A 21,435-nucleotide genomic window follows, 5' to 3' on the forward strand; every position below is an offset into this window, starting at 1 on the left:
GCGCACGCTGCCCGCGCGCCGCGCGCCGCCGCCGCGCCGGCCGCTGTGGGCGCGCCTGCTCGGCCGCGCGCTGGCGCCGTGGATCGAACTGACGATCGAGCCGGAGAAGCCCGCCGAACACGACACCACCGCCGGCCGGCCGGTGTGCTACGTGCTCGAGGACTACGGCCTGTCGAACGCGCTGATCCTCGAGCGCGCCTGCCGCGAGGCCGGGCTGCCCTCGCCGCTGCAGCCGCTGCCCGGCGATCCGCTCGGCCGCAAGCGCGCCTACGTCGCGCTGTCGCGCCGTCACACCAACGCGCTCGGACTGGCGCCGGGGCCGGAGCACAAGACGCATTCGGGCTCGCTCGCGCGCCTTCTGGATGCCCACCGCCTCGACCCGTCGCTCGACGTGCAACTGGTGCCGGTGTCGATCTTCGTCGGCCGTGCGCCGGACCGCAGCACCGGCTGGTTCTCGGTGCTGTTCTCGGAGAACTGGACCATCGTCGGCCGCTTCCGCCGGCTGCTGGCGATCGCGCTCAACGGCCGCAACACGCTGGTGCGCTTCTCCCCGCCGGTGAGCCTGCGCGGCGTGGTCGACGAGGGCCTGCCGCCGGAGCGCACGGTGCGCAAGCTCTCGCGCGTGCTGCGCGCGCACTTCCGCCGCATCCGCGCCGCGATCATCGGGCCGGATCTGTCGACCCGGCGCCTGCTGGTCGACCGCGTCCTGGCCGCCCCCAGCGTGCGCGAGGCGATCGCCGACCAGGCGCGGCGCGACGGCACCTCCACCGAGGAAGCGTGGAAGAAGGCGCACGCGATCGCCTACGAGATCGCCGCCGACTACTCGCATCCGGTGGTGCGCTCGGCCAGTTTCCTGCTGCAGCCGGTGTGGAACCGCATCTACCGCGGCGTGCTGGTGCACCACCTCGAGCAGTTCAAGCAGGACGCGCCGGGGCACGAGGTGATCTACGTGCCCTGCCACCGCAGCCACATGGATTACCTGCTGCTGTCGTGGTTCCTGTACACGCGCGGCATCGTGCCGCCGCACATCGTCGCCGGCATCAACCTCAACCTGCCGGTGATCGGCACCCTGCTGCGCAAGGGCGGCGCGTTCTTCATCCGCCGCAGCATCCGCGGCAACGCGCTGTATTCGACCGTGCTCGGCGAGTACGTGGCGCAACTGGTCGCCGACGGTTATTCGATCGAGTACTTCATCGAAGGCGGCCGCTCGCGCACCGGCCGCCTGCTGCCGCCCAAGGGCGGCATGCTCGCGATGACGCTGCGCGCCTACCTGCGCGCGCCGACCCGGCCGGTGCTGTTCCAGCCGGTGTACATCGGCTACGAGAAGCTGATGGAGGGCCGCAGCTACCTCGACGAACTGTCGGGCAAGCCGAAGGAGAAGGAATCGATCTGGCAGTTGCTGGTCGGCATTCCGCGCGTCCTGCGGCAGAACTTCGGACAGGTGGTGGTGAACTTCGGCGAGCCGATCCGGCTGGACGACGTGCTCGCGCAGCACGCGCCGGACTGGGACGGCCGCCCTCTGCCGGAGGACGAGAAGCCGGCCTGGCTGGCGGCCACGGTGGACACGCTGGCGCAGCGCATCCAGGTCAACATCAACCGCGCCGCCGACGTCAATCCGATCAACCTGCTGGCGCTGGCGCTGCTGTCCACGCCGAAGCACGCGATGGGCGAAGGCGATCTGCTGCAGCAGATCGCGCTGTGCAAGACGCTGCTGGCGGAGCTGCCGTACTCGGAACGGGTGACGGTGACGCCGCACACGCCGGTCGAGATCGTCGCCCACGGCGAGGAGATCGGCGTGCTGCAGCGCACGCGGCATCCGCTCGGCGACGTGCTCAGCGTGGACGACGAGACCGCGGTGCTGCTGAGCTACTACCGCAACAACGTGCTGCACCTGTTCACCGCCGCGGCGTGGATCGCCTGCTGCTTCCAGAACAACCGGCGCATGAGCCAGGCGCGCGTGCTGCAGCTCGGGCGCAGCGTGTATCCGTTCCTGCAGGCGGAGCTGTTCCTGCCGTGGGACGAGGACGGCTTCGTCGAGCGCCTGGCGCGCACCATCGGGCTGTTCATCCGCGAAGGGCTGCTCGAACCGATCGAGGACGGCGAGGAGCGCATCCTCGCGCGCTACGCGGGCCAGAGCGACGAGGTGTTCCGCCTGCGCGCGATCGGCCATTCGCTGCAACAGGCGTTCGAGCGCTACTACATCGCCATCTCGGTGCTGGCCAAGAACGGCTCCGGCGTGCTCAGCGCCGGCGAGCTGGAAACCCTGTGCCAGCTCGCCGCGCAGCGGCTGTCGCTGCTGTACGCGCCGGCCGCGCCGGAGTTCTTCGACAGGACCCTGTTCCGCGGCTTCATCCAGAAGCTGCGCGAGCTGAAGCTGGTGTGGACCGACGAGGCCGGCAAGCTCGCCTTCGACGAGCGCCTGGCGGCGTGGGCGAAGGACGCCAAGGTGATCCTCGGCCGCGAGCTGCGGCATTCGATCGAGAAGGTGAGCCCCGAGACGGCCAAGCCCGCGGCGTGAGGGCCTGCGCCCCCAGCCGCGAAAAAAAAGAGGCCCGCGGGGGCCTCGATCACGATACAAGCCCGGCAATCCGCCGGAGGACGCTTGTGGGGCATGGCATCCGGTCGCCGACCGGATGAGGCCAGCGTAGCCGAGGGCTACTGTTGAGGCAACACCTGAAGTTTGGTCGCGCAACCCATTGATTCTAAAGAATCAGTCCGCGCGGAGCGCGGCCCGCTTGGCGGCGCGGCGCGCCGGGGCCGGCTGGCGCCAGTCGTTGTCGAACAGGGCCGGCTCCCACGAGCCGTAGCTCGGGTTCGGCAGCACCCACCAGCGCTCGCCGATCCAGGCGCGATGCTTTTCGTACAGCGCGGCGCGGCCGTCCGGCGTATTGGCGTCGATCTGCACGAAGTCGCCGAGCTGGTCGCCGAACTGCATCAGCACGCGGTACCGGCGGCCGGCGAGGCGGCGGCGGCAGAGCTTCTCGCTGCCCTCCTGCTCGCAGCCCTCGACGAACGTGCCGAGGCCGAGGAAGACGCTGTCGTCCTTCACCGGCAGTCCGACCGCACGCAGGTTGGCGAGCGTCGGCTCCTTCAGGTGCTCGGCGCGGTTGGAGATGTAGACCAGGGTGACGCCGCGCGCCTGCGCGGCCTTGGCGAATTCGACCACGCCCGGCACCGGGCGCGCTTTCTGCTCGCGCACCCAGGCGTCCCAGCTCGCCTCGTCGTAGTGCGCGTCCTGCGCGACCAGCCGCGCCTGGTACGGCGAGTTGTCGAGCACGGTCTCGTCGATGTCGAGCACCACCGCCGGCGGCAGGCCCCGGGCCGGGACGTCGCGTTCGTCGGCCACCAGCGCGTCCCAGGCCGGATCCTTCAGCGCGCGGTCGAGCCGCTCGGCCGCGGCGCGGTAGGTCTGCTCGGCGATCGCGCGGTACTCGACCGCCGTCTGCATCCACAGCACCGCGTTGAGGTTGTCGTGCGCGGGCACGGCGGGCGCTTCCACCGCGACCGGCGCGGGCGGCGCCTCGGGCGCGACGGCGCGCGTGCAGCCGGCAGAGAGCAGCGCGGCGGAAAGCAACAGGACGAGCGGATGGGCACGCATGCGAGGCGGCGGGAAGCGAGGGGAGCGCGAGTGTAAGCCAGCCGCATGACCGTCAACGCGGTCGGGCGGGTCTTGACCCGCCGCTCCTGCCTTGCCCCGCCGGTCCTCGCTCGTCGGAGTGATGGCGGGTCAAGACCCGCCCTACCCGTCGAGCAGCGCCTTGATCGCGGCGAAGCCGGCGGAGGCGCGCTCCTTCTTGTGGGCGGCATCGAGCTCGGGATCGGCGCCGTCGCGCTGCAGTTCCTCCGCCGGCAGTTCGTCGAGGAAACGCGACGGCTTCAGCCGCACGCGCTCGCCCCAGCGCTGCGCCTCGCGCGAGTACGACAGCCACAGCCGTTCCTTGGCGCGGGTGATGCCGACGTACAGCAGCCGGCGCTCCTCCTCGACGCGGCCTTCCTCCAGGCTCGCCTCGTGCGGCAGGGTGCCGTCCTCCATGCCGACGATGAACACGTAGCGGAACTCCAGGCCCTTGGCCGCGTGCAGGCTCATCAGCCGCACCTGGTTGCCGGCCTCGCCCTTGTCGGCATGCGACAGCAGCGCGAGCGACGCGGCGAGTTCGCCGGGACCCGCGTTGCGCGCGCCGTCGAACCACTGCGCCAGTTCCTCGAGATTGGCCTTGCGGCGCAGGAAGCCGGCCTCGTCCTTGCTCTGCGCGCGCAGGGCGGCGAGCATTCCGCTGCGCTCGGCCACCGCCTGCACCAGTTGCGCGGGCGTCAGCTTCGCTGCGTCCTGGCGCAGGCCCTGCACGCAACGCGCGAAGCCCTCCACCGCGTTCGCCGCGCGCGGGCCGAGCTGCTTGAGCGCGCCGACCGATTCGGCCGCGCGCGACAGCGACAGGTGGGCGTGACGCGCAAGGTCCGCCAGCCTGGTCAGGGTCGCCGCGCCGATCTCGCGCTTGGGCGCGCCCACCGCGCGCAGGAACGCGGCGTCGTCGTCCGGATTGGCGATCAGCCGCAGCCACGCCAGCAGGTCCTTGACCTCGCCGCGATCGAGGAACGCGGTACCGCCGCTGAGGTGATACGGCACGCCGAGCAATTGCAGCGCCTTCTCCAGCGCGCGCGACTGGTGGTTGCCGCGGAACAGCACGCAGAAGTCGCTCCACGGCGCCTGCCGCGCGGTGTGCAGGAAGTGGATCTCGGCGGCGACCTTCTCGGCCTCGTGCGCGGCGTCGCGGCATTCCCAGACGCGGATGCGTTCGCCGTCGGGCTGGTCGCTCCACAGCTTCTTCGGATGCTCGTGCGGGTTGTGCGCGATCAGCGCATTGGCCGCGCGCAGCACGCGGTTGCTGCAGCGGTAGTTCTGTTCCAGCTTGACGATGCGCAGGTGCGGATAGTCCTTGCCGAGCTGCAGCAGGTTGTCCGGGTTGGCGCCGCGCCAGGCGTAGATCGACTGGTCGTCGTCGCCCACGCAGGTGAACAGGCCCTTCGGCCCGGCCAGCGCCTTCAGCAGGCGGTACTGCGCGTCGTTGGTGTCCTGGCATTCGTCCACCAGCAGATAGCCGATGCGCTCGCGCCAGGTGCGCTGCAGCTCGTCCTCCGCCTCCAGCAACTGCACCGGCAGGCGGATCAGGTCATCGAAATCGACCGCGTTGAAGCTGGTCAGCCGCTGCTGGTACTTCAGGTACAGCTCGGCCGCCATGCGCTCGCGCGGGCTGCGCGCGGCTTCCAGTGCCTGCTCGGGCGAGAGCCCTGCGTTCTTCGCGCGCGAGATCAGGTTGCGCACGTTGTCCAGCGCATCGGGCGCGGCGCCGGCGGGCAGCAGATCCTTGATCTGCGCGGTGGTGTCGTCGGCATCGAACACCGAGAACCCGCGCCGCAGCCCGGCCTTCTCGTGTTCGATCTGCAAAAAGCGCAGGCCGAGCGCGTGGAACGTGCACAAGGTCAGCCCTTCGGCCGCGTCGCCCTTCAGCCGCTTGCCGATGCGCTCGCGCATCTCGCGCGCGGCCTTGTTGGTGAAGGTGATCGCCGCGATCCGCCGCGCCGGCATGATGCCGCGGCCGATCAGGTGCGCGATCTTCTCGACGATCACGCGCGTCTTGCCGCTGCCCGCGCCGGCGAGCACGAGCAACGGGCCGTCGCAATGCAGGACGGCGGCCTGCTGGGGAGGATTGAGGCCGTGCATGGAGACACTTCCGGATAGGCCGTCAGTTTAGCGGCCACGGCGACGCACGCCGGGTACGCTATGCGTCCGGAACCTGACTCGACGAGGCAACGGATGCTCAAGCGCACACTTCTGCCGATCCTGCTCGCGCTCGCCCTTCCCGCCGCCGCCGCGGAGCGCGCGGCGCCGCCGGATCCCACGCAGGATCCGCTGCTGATCACCGCCGGCTTCCTGACCCACCATCCGGACATGAAGTACCGGCTGCTCGGCATGGAGGCCTACCGCGAGCAACGCTACGAGGATGCGTTCCGCTACTTCCGCCGCGCCAGCTTCTACGCCGACAAGCCGTCGCAGGGCATGGTCGCCGAGATGTACTGGAACGGCGAAGGCGTGGCGCAGGACCGCGCCCTGGCCTACGCGTGGATGGACCTCGCCGCCGAGCGCGGCTATGCGGGCTTCCTGGGCCTGCGCGAGCGCTACTGGAACGCGCTCAGCGCGGAAGAGCGCGAGCGCGCGCTTCGCGAGGGGCAGGCGATCTACGCCCGCTTCGGCGATGCCGCCGCCAAGCCGCGCTACGAGTTCCAGCTCCGGGACGGGCGGCGCAAGATGACCGGCAGCCGCACCGGCTTCAACCGCGGCGTGCAGATCCACATTCCCGGCCCGGCAGGCGGCCAGTCGATCGAAGGCAGCAAGTACTACGACGAGCGGTACTGGGATGCGGAGAAATACTGGGCCTGGCACGACCAGATCTGGGCGAAGCCCCGAATCGGACGGGTCGAGGTCGGCGAGATCGAAACGCTTCCCGCCGCGCCGCCCCAAAGCGACAGCCGTATCCCGGCGGTGAGGCCGCAGATCGACGCGCCGGAGCCCGACGCTCCCGAGGCGCCCGCGGTGCCGGCATCGGCGCTCACGCCGCCGCCCGGGTGACGGCGCGCGACCGCTAAACTGCCGGGATGGCCAAGCTGTACTTCTACTACTCGGCGATGAACGCCGGTAAGACCACCACGCTGCTGCAGTCCGCGCACAACTACCGCGAGCGCGGGATGCGCGCGCTGCTGCTGACGCCGGCGCTGGATCATCGCGCCGGCCACGGCCGCATCGCCTCGCGCATCGGCCTGCAGGCCGAGGGCGTGCCGTTCGCGCGCGAGGACGATCTGGAGGCGCGCGTGCGCGCCGACATCGCCGCCCACGGGCCGCTGCACTGCGTGCTGGTCGACGAGGCGCAGTTCCTCACCCGCGCGCAGGTGTGGCAGTTGTCGGAAGTGGTGGATGCGCTGCGCATTCCGGTGCTGTGCTACGGCCTGCGCACCGACTTCCGCGGCGAGCTGTTCGAAGGCAGCCAGTACCTGCTGGCGTGGGCCGACGAGCTCAACGAGATCAAGACCATCTGCCACACCGGCAAGAAGGCGACCATGACCGTGCGCGTGGACGAGCAGGGCCGCGCGGTCACCGCCGGGCCGCAGGTGGAAATCGGCGGCAACGAGCGCTACGTGTCGGTCTCGCGCGCGGAGTACAAGAAGATCATGCGCGGCGAGGGCACGGTGGAACCGCTGCAGCCGTCGCTGCCGATCTGAGCGGATCGGCGCGCGAGCACGGGCGCATGTCCCCGGTCGCGGCTGAAGGCGCTCCTGCGCGCATCGCGGACTAGCGCTGGCAGCGCGGACACCACACGGTCGCGCGCTGGCCGAGCACGTCGTGTTTCAGCGTGCGGCCGCATTGCGGGCAGGGCGCGCCGGCGCGGCCGTAGACCGACAGCTCCTGCTCGAAGTAGCCGGGCGCGCCGTCGGGGCTGAGGAAGTCGCGCAGCGTGGTGCCGCCGCGTTCGATCGCGTAGCCGAGGATGTCGCGGATCGCCTGCGCCAACGCCTCGTAGCGGGCGCGCGAGATGCGCCCGGCCTCGCGCCAGGGCGAGATGCCGGCGCGGAACAGCGCCTCGGCGGCGTAGATGTTGCCCACGCCCACCACCACTGCCTGGTCCATCAGGAACGCCTTCACCGGCGCGCGGCGGCCGCGGCTGCGCGCGAACAGATAGGCGCCGTCGAACGCGTCCGACAGCGGCTCGGGCCCGAGCCCCTGCAGCAGCGGATGGGTCTCGCCCGGCGCCTGCCACAGCAGGCATCCGAACCGGCGCGGATCGTTGAACCGCAGCACCTGGCCGGAATCGAGCGACAGGTCGACGTGATCGTGCGCGCGCACCGGCGTGTCGGCGGGCAGCACGCGCAGGCTGCCGCTCATGCCCAGGTGCAGCAGCGCACTGCCCGCTTCGCTGTCGAGCAGCAGGTACTTGGCGCGACGGCGCACGCGGTCGATGCGGCGGCCGGGCAGACGCTCGCGCACTTCGCCGGGAATCGGCCAGCGCAGGTCGGGGCGGCGCAGGGTGACCGCGGTCACGCGCCGGCCCTCGACGTGCGGCGCCAGACCGCGCCGGGTGGTCTCGACTTCGGGCAACTCGGGCATGCCGACAGGATAGGCGTTGGCCGTGGACTGCGGCGTGGCCCGCCGCTTGCAGGTTCAGCCGGTTCATCCCGGGCCGCGATGGCCGCCGTTGTTTCGCCTACACCTGCCCCAACAGAGTGTGATCGGCGCCGGCCGTACCCACGCGGATGCCACGCCTGGGATGGCATGATGCCTTCGCCGGATCGCCGGCATTTCTCTTCCGGAGTCTTCCCGCATGTCCGTTTCCCTGCTCGATCTTCTGGCCCGGGGCCTCACCCAGGCCGGGCTCGGCACGCTGGCGATCTACCTGCTCGTCGTCACCCAGCTCACCATCTTCTCGGTGACGCTGTACCTGCATCGCTCGATGGCGCATCGCGCGGTCGACTTCCACCCGGTCCTGGCGCACTTCTTCCGTTTCTGGTCGTGGCTCACCACCGGCATGGTGACGAAGGAGTGGACCGCCATCCACCGCAAGCACCACGCCAAGTGCGAGACCGAGGAAGACCCGCACAGCCCGCAGTTCAAGGGCATCGACACCGTGATGTGGCGCGGCGTGGAGCTCTACCGCGACGCCTCCAGGCGGCACGAGGACATCGAGAAGTACGGCAAGGGCTGCCCGGACGACTGGATCGAGCGTCACCTCTACACCCCGCGCTCGAGCTGGGGCCCGACGCTGATGCTGCTGATCAACTTCGCCCTGTTCGGCTTCGCGGGCGTGGCGCTGTGGGCGATCCAGATGCTGTGGATCCCGTTCTGGGCCGCAGGCATCGTCAACGGCCTCGGCCACTGGTGGGGCTACCGCAACTTCGAGACCACCGACACCGCGACCAACCTTTCGCCGTGGGGCGTGTGGATCGGCGGCGAGGAGCTGCACAACAACCACCACGCGTTCCCGTCCTCGGCCAAGTTCGCGCTGCGCAAGTGGGAGTTCGACATCGGCTGGGCGGCGATCCGCGCGTTCCAGACGGTCGGCCTCGCCAAGGTGCTGCGCGTGGCGCCGGCGCTGGACGTGCGTCCGAACATCCACGTGCCCGACGCGGAGACGCTCAAGGCCCTGCTGACGATCCGCTTCCAGGCGATGACCGACTACTACCGCAGCGTGATGCTGCCCGCGCTGCGCGAGGAAGCCGCGCGCGCCGGCGAAGGCATGCGCCGGCTGCCGCGCCAGTGGCGCAAGGCGCTCGCCGACGGCGGCCGCTGGCTCGACGGCGACGCGCGCGCGCGTCTGCAGGCGTGGCTGGCGGAACGCCCGAAGATGGCCACGCTGGCCGAGTTCCGCCAGCGCCTGGCGCAGGTGCTGGACGATCGCTCGCACGACGCCCAGGCCACGCTGCAGAAGCTGCACGCCTGGTGCGCCGAGGCCGAGGCCAGCGGTATCGCCGCGCTGCAGGCGTTCTCCGCGCGGCTGAAAGGCTACGCGCTGGTGCCCGCGCGCGCGTGAGTCCCGTGAGCTACCGGGAGCCGAACGAAAAGCGCCGCCCGCCGGCGCTTTTCTTCATCCGGCTGGCGTGCGCCGGCACCGTCGCGGTGGCCGCCGCCGCACCGGCGCAGGTCCGCAGCGCGTACGATTACCTCGCGCGCATGGACGGCGACGGCGACGGCCGCGTCTCGCTGGCCGAATACCAGGCGTGGATGGGCTACGCGTTCGAGGCGATGGACCGCAACCGCGACGACACGCTCACCGCCGACGAGTTGCCCGGCGGACGCGGCCGGCCGGTCACGCTGGCCGCGCATCGCGAGGCGCTCGCCGCGACGTTCCGGCGCCAGGACGCCGACCGCGACGGCTTTCTCGACGCCCGCGAACTGGCCGCGCCGCCGCGCTGAGCGGCGCGCGCGTCCGCCCCGTTCGGCCCGATGCCGCATGCCGGCGCCACCGGCGTTGCGGCACACTGGCGCGCGAACGTCAGGAGACCGCCGATGAGCACGCCCGCCGCGATTCCCGTCGACCCCGCCTTCGCCGCGCATGCCCGCATCACCCGTGAGGACTATTCGCGGCTGTACGAGGAGTCGCTGCGCGACCCCGAAGGCTTCTGGCGGCGCGTCGCGCAGCGGCTCGACTGGTACCGCGCGCCGACGCGGATCAAGGACACCCGCTTCGACCCGGCCGACTTCCGCATCCGCTGGTACGAGGACGGCGAGCTCAACGCCAGCGTCAATTGCCTCGACCGCCACCTCGCCGCGCGCGGCGACAAGACCGCGCTGATCTTCGAGCGCGACGATCCCGCGCAGCCGGCGCAGCACATCACCTACCGCGAGCTGCACGCGCGCGTCTGCCAGCTCGCCAACGCGCTGCGCCACCTCGGCGTGCGCAAGGGCGACCGGGTGACGATCTACCTGCCGATGATCCCCGAGGCGGTGGTGGCGATGCTGGCCTGCGCGCGGATCGGCGCGATCCATTCGGTGGTGTTCGGCGGCTTCGCGCCGCATTCGATCGCCGACCGCATCGCCGACTGCGGCAGCAAGCTGGTCATCACCGCCGACGAAGGCGTGCGCGGTGGCAGGCGCGTGCCGTTGAAGGCCAACGTCGATGCCGCGCTGAAGATGCCCGGCACCACCTCGGTCGAAACCGTGCTGGTGGTGCGCCACACCGGCGCCGCGGTGGACATGCAGATGCCGCGCGACCGCTGGTACGACGCCGTGGTCGACGGCCAGCCGCAGCAGTGCGAGCCGGAGCGCATGAACGCCGAGGACCCGCTGTTCATCCTCTACACCTCCGGCTCGACCGGAAAGCCGAAGGGCGTGCTGCACACCACCGGCGGCTACCTGGTGTACGTCAGCTACACCCACGAGTGCGTGTTCGACCTGCGCGAGGACGACGTCTACTGGTGCACCGCCGACGTCGGTTGGATCACCGGCCACAGCTACATCGTCTACGGCCCGCTCGCCAACGGCGCCACCTGCGTGGTGTTCGAGGGCGTGCCGAATTACCCGGACGCCGCGCGCTTCTGGCAGGTGATCGACCGCCACCGGGTGACGCTCTTCTATACCGCGCCGACCGCGATCCGCGCGCTGATGCGCGAGGGCGAGGAGCCGGTGCAGCGCACCTCGCGCGCCTCGCTGCGGCTGCTCGGCACCGTCGGCGAGCCGATCAATCCCGAGGCGTGGCGCTGGTATCACCGCGTGGTGGGCGATGGCCGCTGCCCGGTGGTCGACACCTGGTGGCAGACCGAGACCGGCGGCATCCTGATCGCCCCGCTGCCGGGCGCCACCGACCTCAAGCCCGGCTCGGCGACGCTGCCGCTGTTCGGCGTGCGCCCGGCGGTGGTGGATGCCAACGGCAACGTGCTCGAGGGCGCGACCGAAGGCAACCTCGTGCTGCTGGATTCCTGGCCCGGCCAGATGCGCACGGTGTACGGCGACCATGCGCGCTTCATCGACACCTACTTCCGCACCTATCCCGGCATGTACTTCACCGGCGACGGCTGCCGCCGCGACGCCGACGGCTACTACTGGATCACCGGCCGCGTCGACGACGTCATCAACGTCAGCGGCCACCGCATCGGCACCGCCGAGATCGAGAGCGCGCTGGTCGCGCATCCCAAGGTGGCCGAAGCCGCCGTGGTCGGCTTCCCGCACGATCTGAAGGGCCAGGGCATCTACGCCTACGTCACGCTCAAGGCCGGCGAACAGCCCGACGAGGCCCTGCGCGCCGAGCTGATCGCCTGGGTGCGCCGCGAGATCGGCCCGATCGCCACCCTCGACCACCTGCAGTGGGCCCCCGCCCTGCCCAAGACCCGCTCCGGCAAGATCATGCGCCGCATCCTGCGCAAGATCGCCGAAGGCCAGCCGGACCAGCTCGGCGACACCTCGACGCTGGCGGATCCGGGGGTGGTGGAGTCGCTGCTGCGCGATCGGGCGCCCGGCTCGACGGGCGCATCGCCGCGGCAATAGCGCGCGCCTCATGGCATCGGCGGCATGACCACGGCGTCCTACACGACCGACCTGCGCCCGCTACGGGACGACGATCAGCCGCTCTATCTCGCGCTCTACACCTGTCCGCGCGTCATGGCCCGCATCGGCCCGCCGCTGGATGCCGGCCGCGCCACCCGCGCCTTCCGCAAGGTCATGGCGCACAACCGCAGCGACGTGCCGGGCCACCGCACGTGGGCGGTCGTCGATACCGCCACGGGCCGGGCGCTCGGCATCGCCGCGCTGCATCGCGAAGGCGGGGTCGCGGAAGCCGGCATCATGCTGCTGCCGGCCGCGTGGGACGGCCGCCGCTCGCACGAGGTGATGGACCGGCTGGTGCTGCATGCATTCGATGTGGCCGGCGTCGAGCGACTCATTGGCGTGTGCCTTCGGGGCGCCAACGAGCGCATGTCCCGCCGCCTGCTACAGCCTTACGGTTTCGCCGAGGAGCCCCCCGGGCGACCGGGTACCGTGCAGTGGGGCCTGGACCGCGCGCGCTGGTCGGTCGGCCGTCCGCTGGCGATTGGCAGGAGCGATCCGGCCCGGTAGGGTGGGTTCCGTTCCAGGGGGGAACCCAAAAAATGAACGTGCGAGACGGCCGCGGCCACCTGGCCTGCGTCGGCCTGGGGATGATGCTGGGCGGACACCTCAGCCCTCGTTCGCAGGCCTTCATCGAACAGGCCGACGTCGTGTTCGTCGCCGCCTCGGACGCACTGGTCGAGCTTTGGGTCCAGGCCATGCGCCCCGACGTACGCAGCCTGCAGCCCTACTACGCCGAAGGAAAGGCGCGCCGGCAGACCTACCGCGAGATGGCCGAGGCGATCCTCGCCGAGGTCAGGGCCGGCCGACGCGTATGCGCCGCCTTCTACGGCCACCCCGGGGTGTTCGCACAGGTGCCGCACGACGTCGTCACGCGGGCCCGCGCCGAAGGTTTCCAGGCCGTCATGGAGCCGGGGATATCGGCCGAAGCGTGCCTCTACGCCGATCTCGGCATCGACCCGGGGCGATACGGCTGCCAGCACCATGAGGCCACACAGTTCCTGATCTACCGCCGGGTGATCGACCCGTCCGCCTATCTGGTCCTGTGGCAGATCGGCCTCGTGGGTGATGTGGAATGCCGCCGCTCTCGGGGCCTGCCGGCGCACCTGCAGTTGCTGGTGGAGCGGCTTGCCGACCACTATCCGCTCGAGCACGAGGTCATCGTGTACGAAGCTGCCACCACGCCGTTGGCCGAGCACCGCGCGCTCCGACTGCGCCTGCATGCATTGCTTGACACCGAGTTGAGCATGCACTCGACCTTGGTCGTGCCACCGGCCATGCCGCTGGCCGCCGACCCGGCCATGCGGGACGCACTCGCCCGCGCGACTGCCCCATCCACGGCGCCTTGCGGCGCGGACACCCAGGAGACCCTCACGTGACCGATGCCCTCCGCATGCTCGAAACGCTCGCGACGTCCCCCTATGGGGTGGACGAGGCCGGCTTGGAGGCCATGCTCGGCGCCCTCGAGCCGGAATGCCAGGAGGCCTTCCGCGCGGCCGACATCCGCGCGCTGACGGCGGCGCTTCGTGGTCGCCCGCACGTGATGTGCGCCATCGCGGCCCCCGACCAGGACGAGCCGGAGCCCGCGCGTGAACCCGGCGATCAGCCGGTGCCGGAGCCCGGCCGCACCCCGGACGACGGCGCGGATTGACGCTATCCTCGGCTGCCGGCGACCGGCGCAAAGCGGTCGCCACGCACGTGGAGGCGTAGGGACCGGCCATGCCACACCCTGGGCTGTTGAGCCTTGCACTGGCGGCGGCTCTCGTGCTGCCTGCCATCGAGGCGCGCGCGTCCTCCTTCTCCGATCTGCTTGCACAGGCGGATGCGCTCCGGACACGTGAGCCCGCCCGCGCGGCCGAGCTGCTCTCCCGGTTGGAGCGGCGAAAGCATGAAGCGACCAAGGCGGAGATCCAGTACCTGCGCCTGCTCCGCAACTATCGACGGGCACTGCGCGGGGAGTATCAGGAGGCGATCGCAGATGCGGGCCGCCTGGCCGATGATGCGATCGATCCGAAGATCGGCTATCGCGCGGCTTTGCTGGTGACCACCGTCAGCGCGCTGAACCGCGAATACCTGGTGGGGCTGCGTTACCTCAACCGTGCGTCGCTCCTCGCGGATCGACTCCAGGATCGCTCGCTGAAACATACCGGCGACAACGTCGCCGGCACGCTATACAACGAGTTCGGCCATTACCCGATGGCACTGGCGCGTGCGGAGCGCGTGCTTGCTGACGATCCAGACGGGCGCAATCGCTGCATCGCCCGCCAGGTTCGTGTGCGCGCTCTTCACGGGCTCGGTCGCGCGCTCGACAAATCGCGCGATGTCGACGACGCAATCGCCGACTGCGCGTCGCAAGGCGAAATCATCCTCGTGAACGCTATCCGGTGCACATGGGCTGAACATGAAGCAGCCAAGGGACGCCGACGGGAAGCCATCGCGCTGCTCGAGTCGCACCTGCCGGAAGCGGAGGCGACGGGGTATACACGCTTGACCGGCGAAATGCGTCGCCTGCTGGCGCAGTACTACCTCGATATCGGCGACCTTGCCCACGCCGAAGCGCACGCCCGCGCCATCCTGAGAGCCAAAGGTCAAGACGGCACCTCCCAGGCAAGCGTGGTTGCGAACCGCGTGCTCTACGAGATCGCGCTGAGCCGACGCGACCTGTCCGCTGCATTGGCTTATTACAGGCGCTATGCGGACGCCGACAGGGCCCGGCTCGATGACGTCAAGGCGCGCGAATACGCGTTCCAGCTCGGCCAACAGGAGATCCGCGAGAAGAACCAGTCCATCGCCCTGCTGCAGCAGCAGAATCAGCTCCTGCGCCTGCAGCAGGAAGTCGCGCGCAAGTCGCAATGGAATACCCGCCTTGCGATCGCATTGCTGGTCCTGCTGACGTTGAGCGCGGTGCTGTGGGGCTATCGCGGCCGGCGCACGCAGCGGTCGCTGCGCAAGCTGGCCGAGACGGACGGCCTGACCGGCCTGAGCAACCGGCGCCATTTCCGCGCCTGCAGCGAGGCGGCGCTCGCGCAGGGCCGGCAGCGCGGCCGTCCGGTGAGCGTGCTGCTGTTCGACCTCGACCATTTCAAACAGATCAACGACCAGTGCGGCCACGCCAGCGGCGACTGGGTACTGCGCGAGGTCGCGCGCGTCGGCCGCCTGCATTGCCGGCAGGCCGACGTGTACGGACGCATCGGCGGCGAGGAATTCGCGATGACGCTGATCGACTGCGACCTGGAAGCCGCGCTGCGCGTCGCCGAGGGGTGCCGGCAGTCGATCGCGGCGATCGACGCGCGCGCGGTGGCCTGCGGACAGCCGGTGTCGGCCAGCGTCGGCGTCGCGTCCACGCAGGTGTCGGGATACGACTACGAAACGCTCATGGCCCATGCCGACGCCGCCATGTACCGCGCCAAGGTCGGCGGTCGCAACCGGGTGACCGCCTACGCGCCCCTGCCCGGTTGCGACGAGGACGACGGCGGACGGCGCCACGCGCGCTCGGCCGCGGCCGACGACGCCTGCGGTTGAGCCTCCGCACGCCGCACGCGCCTTGACGCCGGCGCCACGGCCGCGCGCTAGTGTGCGGTCTTCGCCCGGTATCCGCGTCATGGCCGAGAACCGACGCATCGCCGATCACCTGCGCTCGACGGACGCTCTCGCCGAGTATTTCCGCACCTGCCACGAAACCGGCGACCTGCGGCTGGTGGAAAGCGCGCTGCGCGACGTGCCCGAGTGGGCGACGTTCCGCGACGTGCGCGAGGCGTTGCGCGCTGCGGGGCTTCGCCTGGCCGTCGCGCCCCTGGCCGCGGACCCGGGCCGCGCCGAACCCATCGAACGCCGCAAGGGCCCGCGCCGCCATTGAGCGCGACGCGGGTTGGCTCAAGCGTTCGCGGGGGGCCTTCGCCCGGTGCGCGGAGGACTGCGCCGGAGCCCGAAAAGCGGAAGCCCGCCTGGCGGCGGGCTTCCTTGGATCCCCGCTTGCGCGGGGATGACGCAGTGACAAAGGCCTTCGCCCGGTGCGCGGAGGACTGCGCCGGAGCCCAAAAAGCGGAGCCCGCCTGGCGGCGGGCTTTCTTGGATCCCCGCTTGCGCGGGGATGACGCAGTGACAAAGGCCTTCGCGCTGCGCGCGAAGGCGTCACTGCGTCACTTGATCTTGCCTTCCTTGTAGATCACGTGCTTGCGAACCACCGGATCGTACTTCTTGATCTCGATCTTGTTCGGCGTGTTCTTCTTGTTCTTGTCGGTCGTGTAGAAGTGACCGGTGCCGGCCGAGGAGATCAGGCGGATCTTGTCGCGCTTGGATGCCATGGCTCAGGTCCTCCTCAGATCTTCTCGCCGCGGGCGCGCAGCTCGGCGAGCACGGCGTCGATGCCGTTCTTGTCGATGGTGCGCAGGGCCTGGGTGGAAACGCGCAGCTTCACCCAACGGTTCTCCGAAGCCACCCAGAAGCGGCGCTCGTGCAGGTTGGGAAGGAAACGGCGGCGGGTCTTGTTGTTGGCGTGCGAGACGTTGTTGCCGGTCTGCACGCGCTTGCCGGTGACTTGGCAGACGCGGGACATACGCACCTCTGTGGTGACTTGGGGCCTCCCTTGGCCAGGGAGACGGCGGCCCCGGCGCCGGGGGCGCCACGCGATGCGGGAGGGAATCTGCTGCGCGGACAGGGCGGGAATCGCGTTTCCGGCCCGGTCCGGGCGGGGCCTGGACGCAGCGAGCCGCGCATTATGCCGGCAGCCCCCCGTTGCGGCAAGCTGACGCCCCGCCCTGCCTGAACCGCCGGAGCCTGCCCATGACCGTCCGCCATGCCGCCTGCGCCTGCGGCCAGCTCACCGTCGAATGCGAGGGCGAGCCGGTCCGCGTGTCGATCTGCCACTGTCTGGACTGCCGACGCCGGACCGGCAGCGCGTTCGGGGTGCAGGCGCGGTTCCGCGAGGAACAGGTGCGGCCCGCGGGCGATGCCGCGGTGTTCGTGCGCACCGCCGACAGCGGCCGGCGCGTCAGCCAGCGCTTCTGCCCGCAGTGCGGCACGACCGTCTGGTGGACCCTGCAGCGTGAGCCGGGGATCGTCGCGGTCGCGGTCGGCGCGTTCGCCGATCCCGGCTTCCCGGCGCCATGGGTGGAGGTCTACCGCGAGCGCCGCTCGCCGTGGGCGGCGATGCCCGCGCTGGCGGGGATCGAATCCCACCCCTGACGGTCGCCCGCCCCGCGGCTAACGCGAGCGCTCGGCCGCGCGTTCGATGCCGGCGTGCAGGCCGTTGCGCAGGTCGCGGATGAGCGCCAGCAGCAGTTCGCGCGCGCTGCCGATCGCCGCTTTCACCTCGGGCTGCGCGGCCATACGCTGGCCTTCGCGATGCAGCCGCTCGGCCTGCGTCCATGCGGCGCGGTAGCGCTCGCGCGTCTGCGGGTCGAGACGGTCCCAGTGCGGGTGCAGGACGCGGTCGGTCCGGTCGAGCAGTTCCAGGCTGCGCCGGTACTCGTCCCGCGACGGCGCCCGGCCTGCGCGTTCGCCGGCCTCCAGCGCGCGGCCCAGGCGCTCGGCGCGACGCAGCAGGGCCTGGGCGTGGCGCAACTCGCGGGCGCGGTCGATGCGCGCGGGGTCGGGCCTCGCCGCCGATGCGGCGTCGACGCGGGCGGGATCGAAGGCAGCGGCGTGCCCGGCGGCCGCGGCGAGCGCGGCGGCCAGCAGCAGGGCGGTCGTTCGCATGGTCTCCTCCTTGAGCGCGGATGGATCAGGGCGATCCGGCCTCGGCGCGCAGTTCCTTCTCCATCTCGCCGAGCACCTCCATCAGCAGCGGCTGCACCGCTTCCATCGAGGCCTGCATCAGCGCGGGGCCCTTGTCGAGCAGCTTCTGCCCGGCGGGCGTGCGGTAGAAGGCGGTGATGGCCTCGACGTCCTCGGCCTCCAGGTGCCGGCGATAGACGTCGCGCAGCAGCGGCCGCAGGCGCTCCCAGCTCAGCGCCTTGCGCATCGCCGCGTTGCCGCGCTCCAGGCTGCGCTGCGCGCGCGCCTGCGCTTCCGGGTCGTGTTCGCGGCCCTGCAGCGCCTGTTGCAGCATCTGGCGCTGCATGGCCTCGATGCGGGGCCACATCTCCTCGAGCAGCCGCTCGGTGCGTGCGGCTTCGTGCAGGGCGTCGAGCTGGGCGTCGGTCGGCGGCACGGCGTGGGCCAGCGGCGCGGCGAGCAGCAGGGCCAGGACGAGGGTGCAGCGCTTGCGCATGTTCGGTCCTCCTTGATCGACAGAAAGAGGCCGCATGTTGGCGGCGCAGCGCGGCATCCGTCAACGCGGCGGCCGAACGCGCGTGGGCTAATCTGCGCGGATGCTGCGCATCGGTCCGATCACGATTCCCGACGCCGAACTGGCCGAACGCTTCGTGCGTTCGGCGGGGCCGGGCGGGCAGAACGTCAACAAGCTCTCGACCGCGGTGGAGCTGCGTTTCGACATCGCCGGCTCGCCCTCGCTGCCGGAGGACGTGCGCGCGCGCCTGCTCGCCCGGCGCGACCGGCGCGTCACCGTCGAGGGCGTGCTGGTGATCCAGGCGCAGCGATTCCGCACCCAGGAGCGCAATCGCGAGGACGCGCGGGCGCGGCTGGCGGCCTTCGTGGAAGCGGGCCTGCAGGCGCCGAAGCCGCGCATCGCCACCCGCCCCACCCGCGCCGCCAAGCAGCGCCGGCTGGAGCACAAGCGCCAGCGCGCTACGATCAAGCGCGGTCGCAATCCGCGCGACTGGGAGTGAACCGCCCCGCATGACGTCCGACGTCGTCCTGCCGTTGCCGCCGAATGCGCCGCGCGTGCGGCCCAACCGCTTCACCCGCTGGCTCGGTCGCACGGTGCTGCGGCTGGGCGGATGGCGCATGATCGGCGACTTCCCCGATGTCCCGCGGCTGGTGCTGATCGGCGCGCCGCACTCGTCCAACTGGGACGGCATCTGGGGCTTCGCCGCCAAACTGGCGCTCGGCCTGGACATCAAGATCCTCGGCAAGGATTCGTTGTTCCGCGTGCCGCTGCTGGGGCTGGTGCTGCGGCGGCTGGGCGTGATCCCGGTCGACCGCAGTCGTCCGCAGGGCATCGTCGAGCAGGCGGTGGCGATGCTGCGCGGCGCCGAGCGCCTGTGGTTCGGGATCGCCCCGGAGGGCACGCGCAAACCGGTCGAGCGCTGGAAAACCGGCTTCTGGAAGATCGCCAAGGGCGCCGGTGTGCCGGTGCTTCCGGCCTACTTCCACTACGGACGGAAGGTGATCGGCATCGGCCCGCTGCTGCCGCTGACGGAGGACATGCAGGCCGACATCGAGCGCATCCGCGCGTGGTTCCGCGGCGTTTCCAAGGGGCGCAACCACGACGCGTGAGCGGCCGTTGCCGCGGCCCGGATCGCATCCGCCGGACAGGCATCGCGACCGCCAGCGCGACGCGCTTCGAACACGCTCCGGCGGCGTGTCCGGTTGCCCCGCCCCAATCCCCCACCCCCGTCCCGAACCCCACCCCGATGCCGACCGACCCCGCCCCCGCGACGCCGCTGCCCGTCCTGCACGAGGAGAGCGCATTCGCCGTGGTGTGCAAGCCGGCCGGGCTGATGGTCCACGACAGCAGGCTCGCGCGCGGCGAGGACGATTTCCTCGCCGACCGCCTGCGTGCGCAGTTCGCGCGGCCGATCCATCTGGTGCACCGCCTCGACCGCGCCACCAGCGGCTGCCTGCTGGTGGCGTTCGATCGCGACACCGCTTCGCGGCTGGGGCAGGCGATGATGGGACGGGAGGTCGAGAAGGCGTATCTGGCGGTATGCCGCGGCTGGCCGGAAGCGGAGTTCACGGTCGACCACCCGCTCGACGGCGGCCCCGGCAAACCCACCCGCCGCGAAGCGGTCACCCGCTTCCGGCGGCTGGCGACGGCGGAACTGCCGTTCGCCGCCAACGGCTTCCCCGCCTCGCGCTACGCGCTGCTGCGCGCCTGGCCGCTGACCGGGCGTTTCCGCCAGATCCGCCGTCATCTCAAGCACGCCTCGCATCATCTGATCGGCGACACCAGCCACGGCGACGGCCGCCACAACCGCTATTTCCGCACGCTGGGCATCCACCGCATGCTGCTGCACGCCGAGCGGCTGGCGTTTCCGCATCCGCACGAAGACCGCCGCATCGCGGTCGAAGCGCCGCTGGACGCCGAGTTCCGCCGCGCGCTGACCCTGTTCGACCTCGACACCGCACCGCCATGACCCTTGCGCCGGTGAACGTTGCCGGCGGGCCGCGACGCGCGTCGGGAATGAGCATTCCGCGGTGTGTGAGATGGCGCGCCCGGAGGGATTCGAACCCCCGACCAACGGCTTCGGAAGCCGCTACTCTATCCGGCTGAGCTACGGGCGCGTGGTGCTGCGGCCGCGGCGTTGCGCCGCGGGAGGCGCATTCTAGCCGCAATCGGCGGCGGCCGGGCGAGGGGCGCGGCGCGGGGGCGGGCGGATTAAGCTTCGCGCATGGGTTACGAGCGATACGAGGCGCGCCCCGAGCCGGCGTGGCGACAGCGCGCGCGGTTGTACTGGGCGCTGGTGCGCGGCGACCGGCCGATCGGCTGGCTGCTGCTGCTGTGGCCGACCTGGTGGGGGCTGTGGCTGGCGGCGGGCGGTGTTCCGCCGCTGTGGACGCTGGCGGTGTTCAGCGCCGGCGTGTGGCTGACGCGCTCGGCCGGCTGCGTGATCAACGACTACGCCGACCGCTGGCTCGATCCGCACGTCGAGCGCACGAAGGGGCGGCCGCTGGCGACCGGCGCGGTGCGCGGGCGCGAGGCGCTGGCGCTGTTCGCGGTGCTGATGCTGGCGGCGTTCGCGCTGGTGCTGACGTTGAACCGGCTGACGGCGCTGCTGAGCTTCGGCGGCGTGGCGCTGGCGGCGACGTACCCGTATCTCAAGCGCTACACCTACTTTCCGCAGGTGTACCTCGGGCTCGCGTTCGGCTGGGGCATCCCGATGGCGTTCGCCGCGGTGCAGGGCACGGTGCCGCCGCTGGCGTGGCTTCTGTACGTCGCCAACATCTTCTGGACCACGGCGTACGACACTTGGTACGCGATGGTCGACCGCGACGACGATGTGCGCATGGGCGCGAAGTCGACCGCGATCCTGTTCGGCGATCTGGATCTGGTCGCGCAGGGCGTGCTGTACGCGCTGTTCCTCGCCGCGCTGGCGCTGGTGGGGCGGCAGGCGCAGCTCGGGGGGCCGTACTGGGCGGCGCTCGGCGTGGCGGTGCTGTTGGTGGCGTGGGAGTTCCGGCAGGCGCGCGGGCGCGATCGCGAGGGCTGCTTCCGCGCGTTCCTGCACAACCAGTGGGTGGGGTTGGTGGTGTTCGCCGGGATCGCGGCGGCGTTGTGGGAGGGCGGGGCG

The 21,435-nt window shown here is 71.1% G+C and carries 23 protein-coding genes and 1 tRNA gene; 16 read left to right on the plus strand and 8 right to left on the minus strand.

The window, feature by feature from the left end; all coding sequences use genetic code 11:
* Positions 1–2,518, plus strand: a 2,518-nt coding sequence (gene plsB, locus FQY64_RS13095; protein WP_146474958.1) for a glycerol-3-phosphate 1-O-acyltransferase PlsB, incomplete at its 5' end; no start/stop codon positions are given.
* A gap of 192 nt (positions 2,519–2,710) precedes the next feature.
* Here plsB and FQY64_RS13100 read toward each other — a convergent pair.
* Positions 2,711–3,598: a 5'-nucleotidase, lipoprotein e(P4) family gene (locus FQY64_RS13100; RefSeq protein WP_146474960.1), complete on the minus strand. Its 888-nt coding sequence runs from the start codon at positions 3,596–3,598 to the stop codon at positions 2,711–2,713.
* Positions 3,599–3,739: 141 nt separating this feature from the next.
* Positions 3,740–5,719, minus strand: a complete 1,980-nt coding sequence (locus FQY64_RS13105) for a UvrD-helicase domain-containing protein (RefSeq protein WP_146474962.1) — start codon at positions 5,717–5,719, stop codon at positions 3,740–3,742.
* Positions 5,720–5,812: 93 nt separating this feature from the next.
* Between FQY64_RS13105 and FQY64_RS13110 the strand changes: the two genes are divergently transcribed.
* Positions 5,813–6,625 (plus strand): SEL1-like repeat protein, encoded by an 813-nt coding sequence (locus FQY64_RS13110; RefSeq protein ID WP_146473886.1) that lies wholly within the window; start codon positions 5,813–5,815, stop codon positions 6,623–6,625.
* A 26-nt stretch (positions 6,626–6,651) separates the two neighbouring features.
* On the plus strand, positions 6,652–7,272 hold the full coding sequence (locus FQY64_RS13115) for a thymidine kinase (protein ID WP_146473887.1): 621 nt from the start codon (positions 6,652–6,654) through the stop codon (positions 7,270–7,272).
* Positions 7,273–7,342: 70 nt separating this feature from the next.
* Here FQY64_RS13115 and mutM read toward each other — a convergent pair whose 3' ends face one another.
* Entirely contained in the window at positions 7,343–8,155 is an 813-nt protein-coding gene (gene mutM / locus FQY64_RS13120; RefSeq protein WP_146473888.1) for a bifunctional DNA-formamidopyrimidine glycosylase/DNA-(apurinic or apyrimidinic site) lyase, read from the minus strand.
* Between the two features lie 214 nt (positions 8,156–8,369).
* On the opposite strand from mutM, the gene FQY64_RS13125 reads away from it, so the two are divergent.
* The 8 genes from FQY64_RS13125 (at position 8,370) to FQY64_RS13160 (ending at position 15,938) form a co-directional block, all read left to right on the plus strand.
* Complete coding sequence (locus FQY64_RS13125; RefSeq protein ID WP_146473889.1) at positions 8,370–9,575, plus strand: DesA family fatty acid desaturase; 1,206 nt, start codon at positions 8,370–8,372, stop codon at positions 9,573–9,575.
* Between the two features lie 56 nt (positions 9,576–9,631).
* Entirely contained in the window at positions 9,632–9,958 is a 327-nt protein-coding gene (locus tag FQY64_RS13130) for an EF-hand domain-containing protein (protein ID WP_229814974.1), read from the plus strand.
* A gap of 93 nt (positions 9,959–10,051) precedes the next feature.
* Positions 10,052–12,025: an acetate--CoA ligase gene (gene acs, locus FQY64_RS13135; protein WP_146473890.1), complete on the plus strand. Its 1,974-nt coding sequence runs from the start codon at positions 10,052–10,054 to the stop codon at positions 12,023–12,025.
* Between the two features lie 24 nt (positions 12,026–12,049).
* Positions 12,050–12,592 (plus strand): GNAT family N-acetyltransferase, encoded by a 543-nt coding sequence (locus FQY64_RS13140; RefSeq protein WP_146473891.1) that lies wholly within the window; start codon positions 12,050–12,052, stop codon positions 12,590–12,592.
* Positions 12,593–12,624: 32 nt separating this feature from the next.
* Positions 12,625–13,461 (plus strand): SAM-dependent methyltransferase, encoded by an 837-nt coding sequence (locus tag FQY64_RS13145; RefSeq protein ID WP_146473892.1) that lies wholly within the window; start codon positions 12,625–12,627, stop codon positions 13,459–13,461.
* Positions 13,458–13,733, plus strand: coding sequence for a hypothetical protein (locus tag FQY64_RS13150; RefSeq protein WP_146473893.1), 276 nt, complete (start codon positions 13,458–13,460; stop codon positions 13,731–13,733). Before FQY64_RS13145 ends, FQY64_RS13150 begins: the two co-directional genes overlap by 4 nt.
* 86 nt (positions 13,734–13,819) lie before the next feature.
* Complete coding sequence (locus tag FQY64_RS13155; RefSeq protein WP_186760905.1) at positions 13,820–15,604, plus strand: tetratricopeptide repeat-containing diguanylate cyclase; 1,785 nt, start codon at positions 13,820–13,822, stop codon at positions 15,602–15,604.
* A gap of 79 nt (positions 15,605–15,683) precedes the next feature.
* A complete protein-coding gene (locus FQY64_RS13160) occupies positions 15,684–15,938 on the plus strand; it encodes a hypothetical protein (RefSeq protein ID WP_146473895.1) in 255 nt (84 codons plus the stop codon).
* A 283-nt stretch (positions 15,939–16,221) separates the two neighbouring features.
* Here FQY64_RS13160 and rpmG read toward each other — a convergent pair whose 3' ends face one another.
* Positions 16,222–16,386: a 50S ribosomal protein L33 gene (rpmG, locus tag FQY64_RS13165; RefSeq protein WP_146473896.1), complete on the minus strand. Its 165-nt coding sequence runs from the start codon at positions 16,384–16,386 to the stop codon at positions 16,222–16,224.
* Between the two features lie 14 nt (positions 16,387–16,400).
* Positions 16,401–16,637 (minus strand): 50S ribosomal protein L28, encoded by a 237-nt coding sequence (rpmB, locus tag FQY64_RS13170; protein WP_146473897.1) that lies wholly within the window; start codon positions 16,635–16,637, stop codon positions 16,401–16,403.
* Positions 16,638–16,864: 227 nt separating this feature from the next.
* Between rpmB and FQY64_RS13175 the strand changes: the two genes are divergently transcribed.
* Positions 16,865–17,266, plus strand: a complete 402-nt coding sequence (locus tag FQY64_RS13175) for a GFA family protein (RefSeq protein WP_146473898.1) — start codon at positions 16,865–16,867, stop codon at positions 17,264–17,266.
* An 18-nt stretch (positions 17,267–17,284) separates the two neighbouring features.
* On the opposite strand, the gene FQY64_RS13180 is transcribed toward FQY64_RS13175, so the two are convergent.
* Together FQY64_RS13180 and FQY64_RS13185 are read right to left on the minus strand one after the other, a co-directional pair.
* Positions 17,285–17,779 (minus strand): hypothetical protein, encoded by a 495-nt coding sequence (locus FQY64_RS13180; protein ID WP_146473899.1) that lies wholly within the window; start codon positions 17,777–17,779, stop codon positions 17,285–17,287.
* Between the two features lie 25 nt (positions 17,780–17,804).
* A complete protein-coding gene (locus FQY64_RS13185) occupies positions 17,805–18,293 on the minus strand; it encodes a DUF2059 domain-containing protein (protein ID WP_186760906.1) in 489 nt (162 codons plus the stop codon).
* Positions 18,294–18,393: 100 nt separating this feature from the next.
* Here FQY64_RS13185 and arfB point away from each other — a divergent pair, with 100 nt between their 5' ends.
* The 3 genes from arfB (at position 18,394) to FQY64_RS13200 (ending at position 20,280) form a co-directional block, all read left to right on the plus strand.
* Positions 18,394–18,810, plus strand: coding sequence for an alternative ribosome rescue aminoacyl-tRNA hydrolase ArfB (arfB, locus tag FQY64_RS13190; protein WP_146473901.1), 417 nt, complete (start codon positions 18,394–18,396; stop codon positions 18,808–18,810).
* A gap of 10 nt (positions 18,811–18,820) precedes the next feature.
* On the plus strand, positions 18,821–19,420 hold the full coding sequence (locus tag FQY64_RS13195) for a 1-acyl-sn-glycerol-3-phosphate acyltransferase (RefSeq protein WP_146473902.1): 600 nt from the start codon (positions 18,821–18,823) through the stop codon (positions 19,418–19,420).
* A 137-nt stretch (positions 19,421–19,557) separates the two neighbouring features.
* On the plus strand, positions 19,558–20,280 hold the full coding sequence (locus tag FQY64_RS13200) for a pseudouridine synthase (RefSeq protein ID WP_146473903.1): 723 nt from the start codon (positions 19,558–19,560) through the stop codon (positions 20,278–20,280).
* Between the two features lie 71 nt (positions 20,281–20,351).
* On the opposite strand, the gene FQY64_RS13205 is transcribed toward FQY64_RS13200, so the two are convergent.
* Positions 20,352–20,428 (minus strand) — tRNA-Arg (locus FQY64_RS13205).
* 107 nt (positions 20,429–20,535) lie between these two features.
* Between FQY64_RS13205 and ubiA the strand changes: the two genes are divergently transcribed.
* The coding region (gene ubiA, locus FQY64_RS13210; RefSeq protein WP_146474964.1) for a 4-hydroxybenzoate octaprenyltransferase at positions 20,536–21,435 on the plus strand (900 nt) is incomplete at its 3' end.

Source organism: Vulcaniibacterium thermophilum (assembly GCF_007923255.1).
Lineage (GTDB): Bacteria > Pseudomonadota > Gammaproteobacteria > Xanthomonadales > Xanthomonadaceae > Lysobacter_F > Lysobacter_F thermophilum.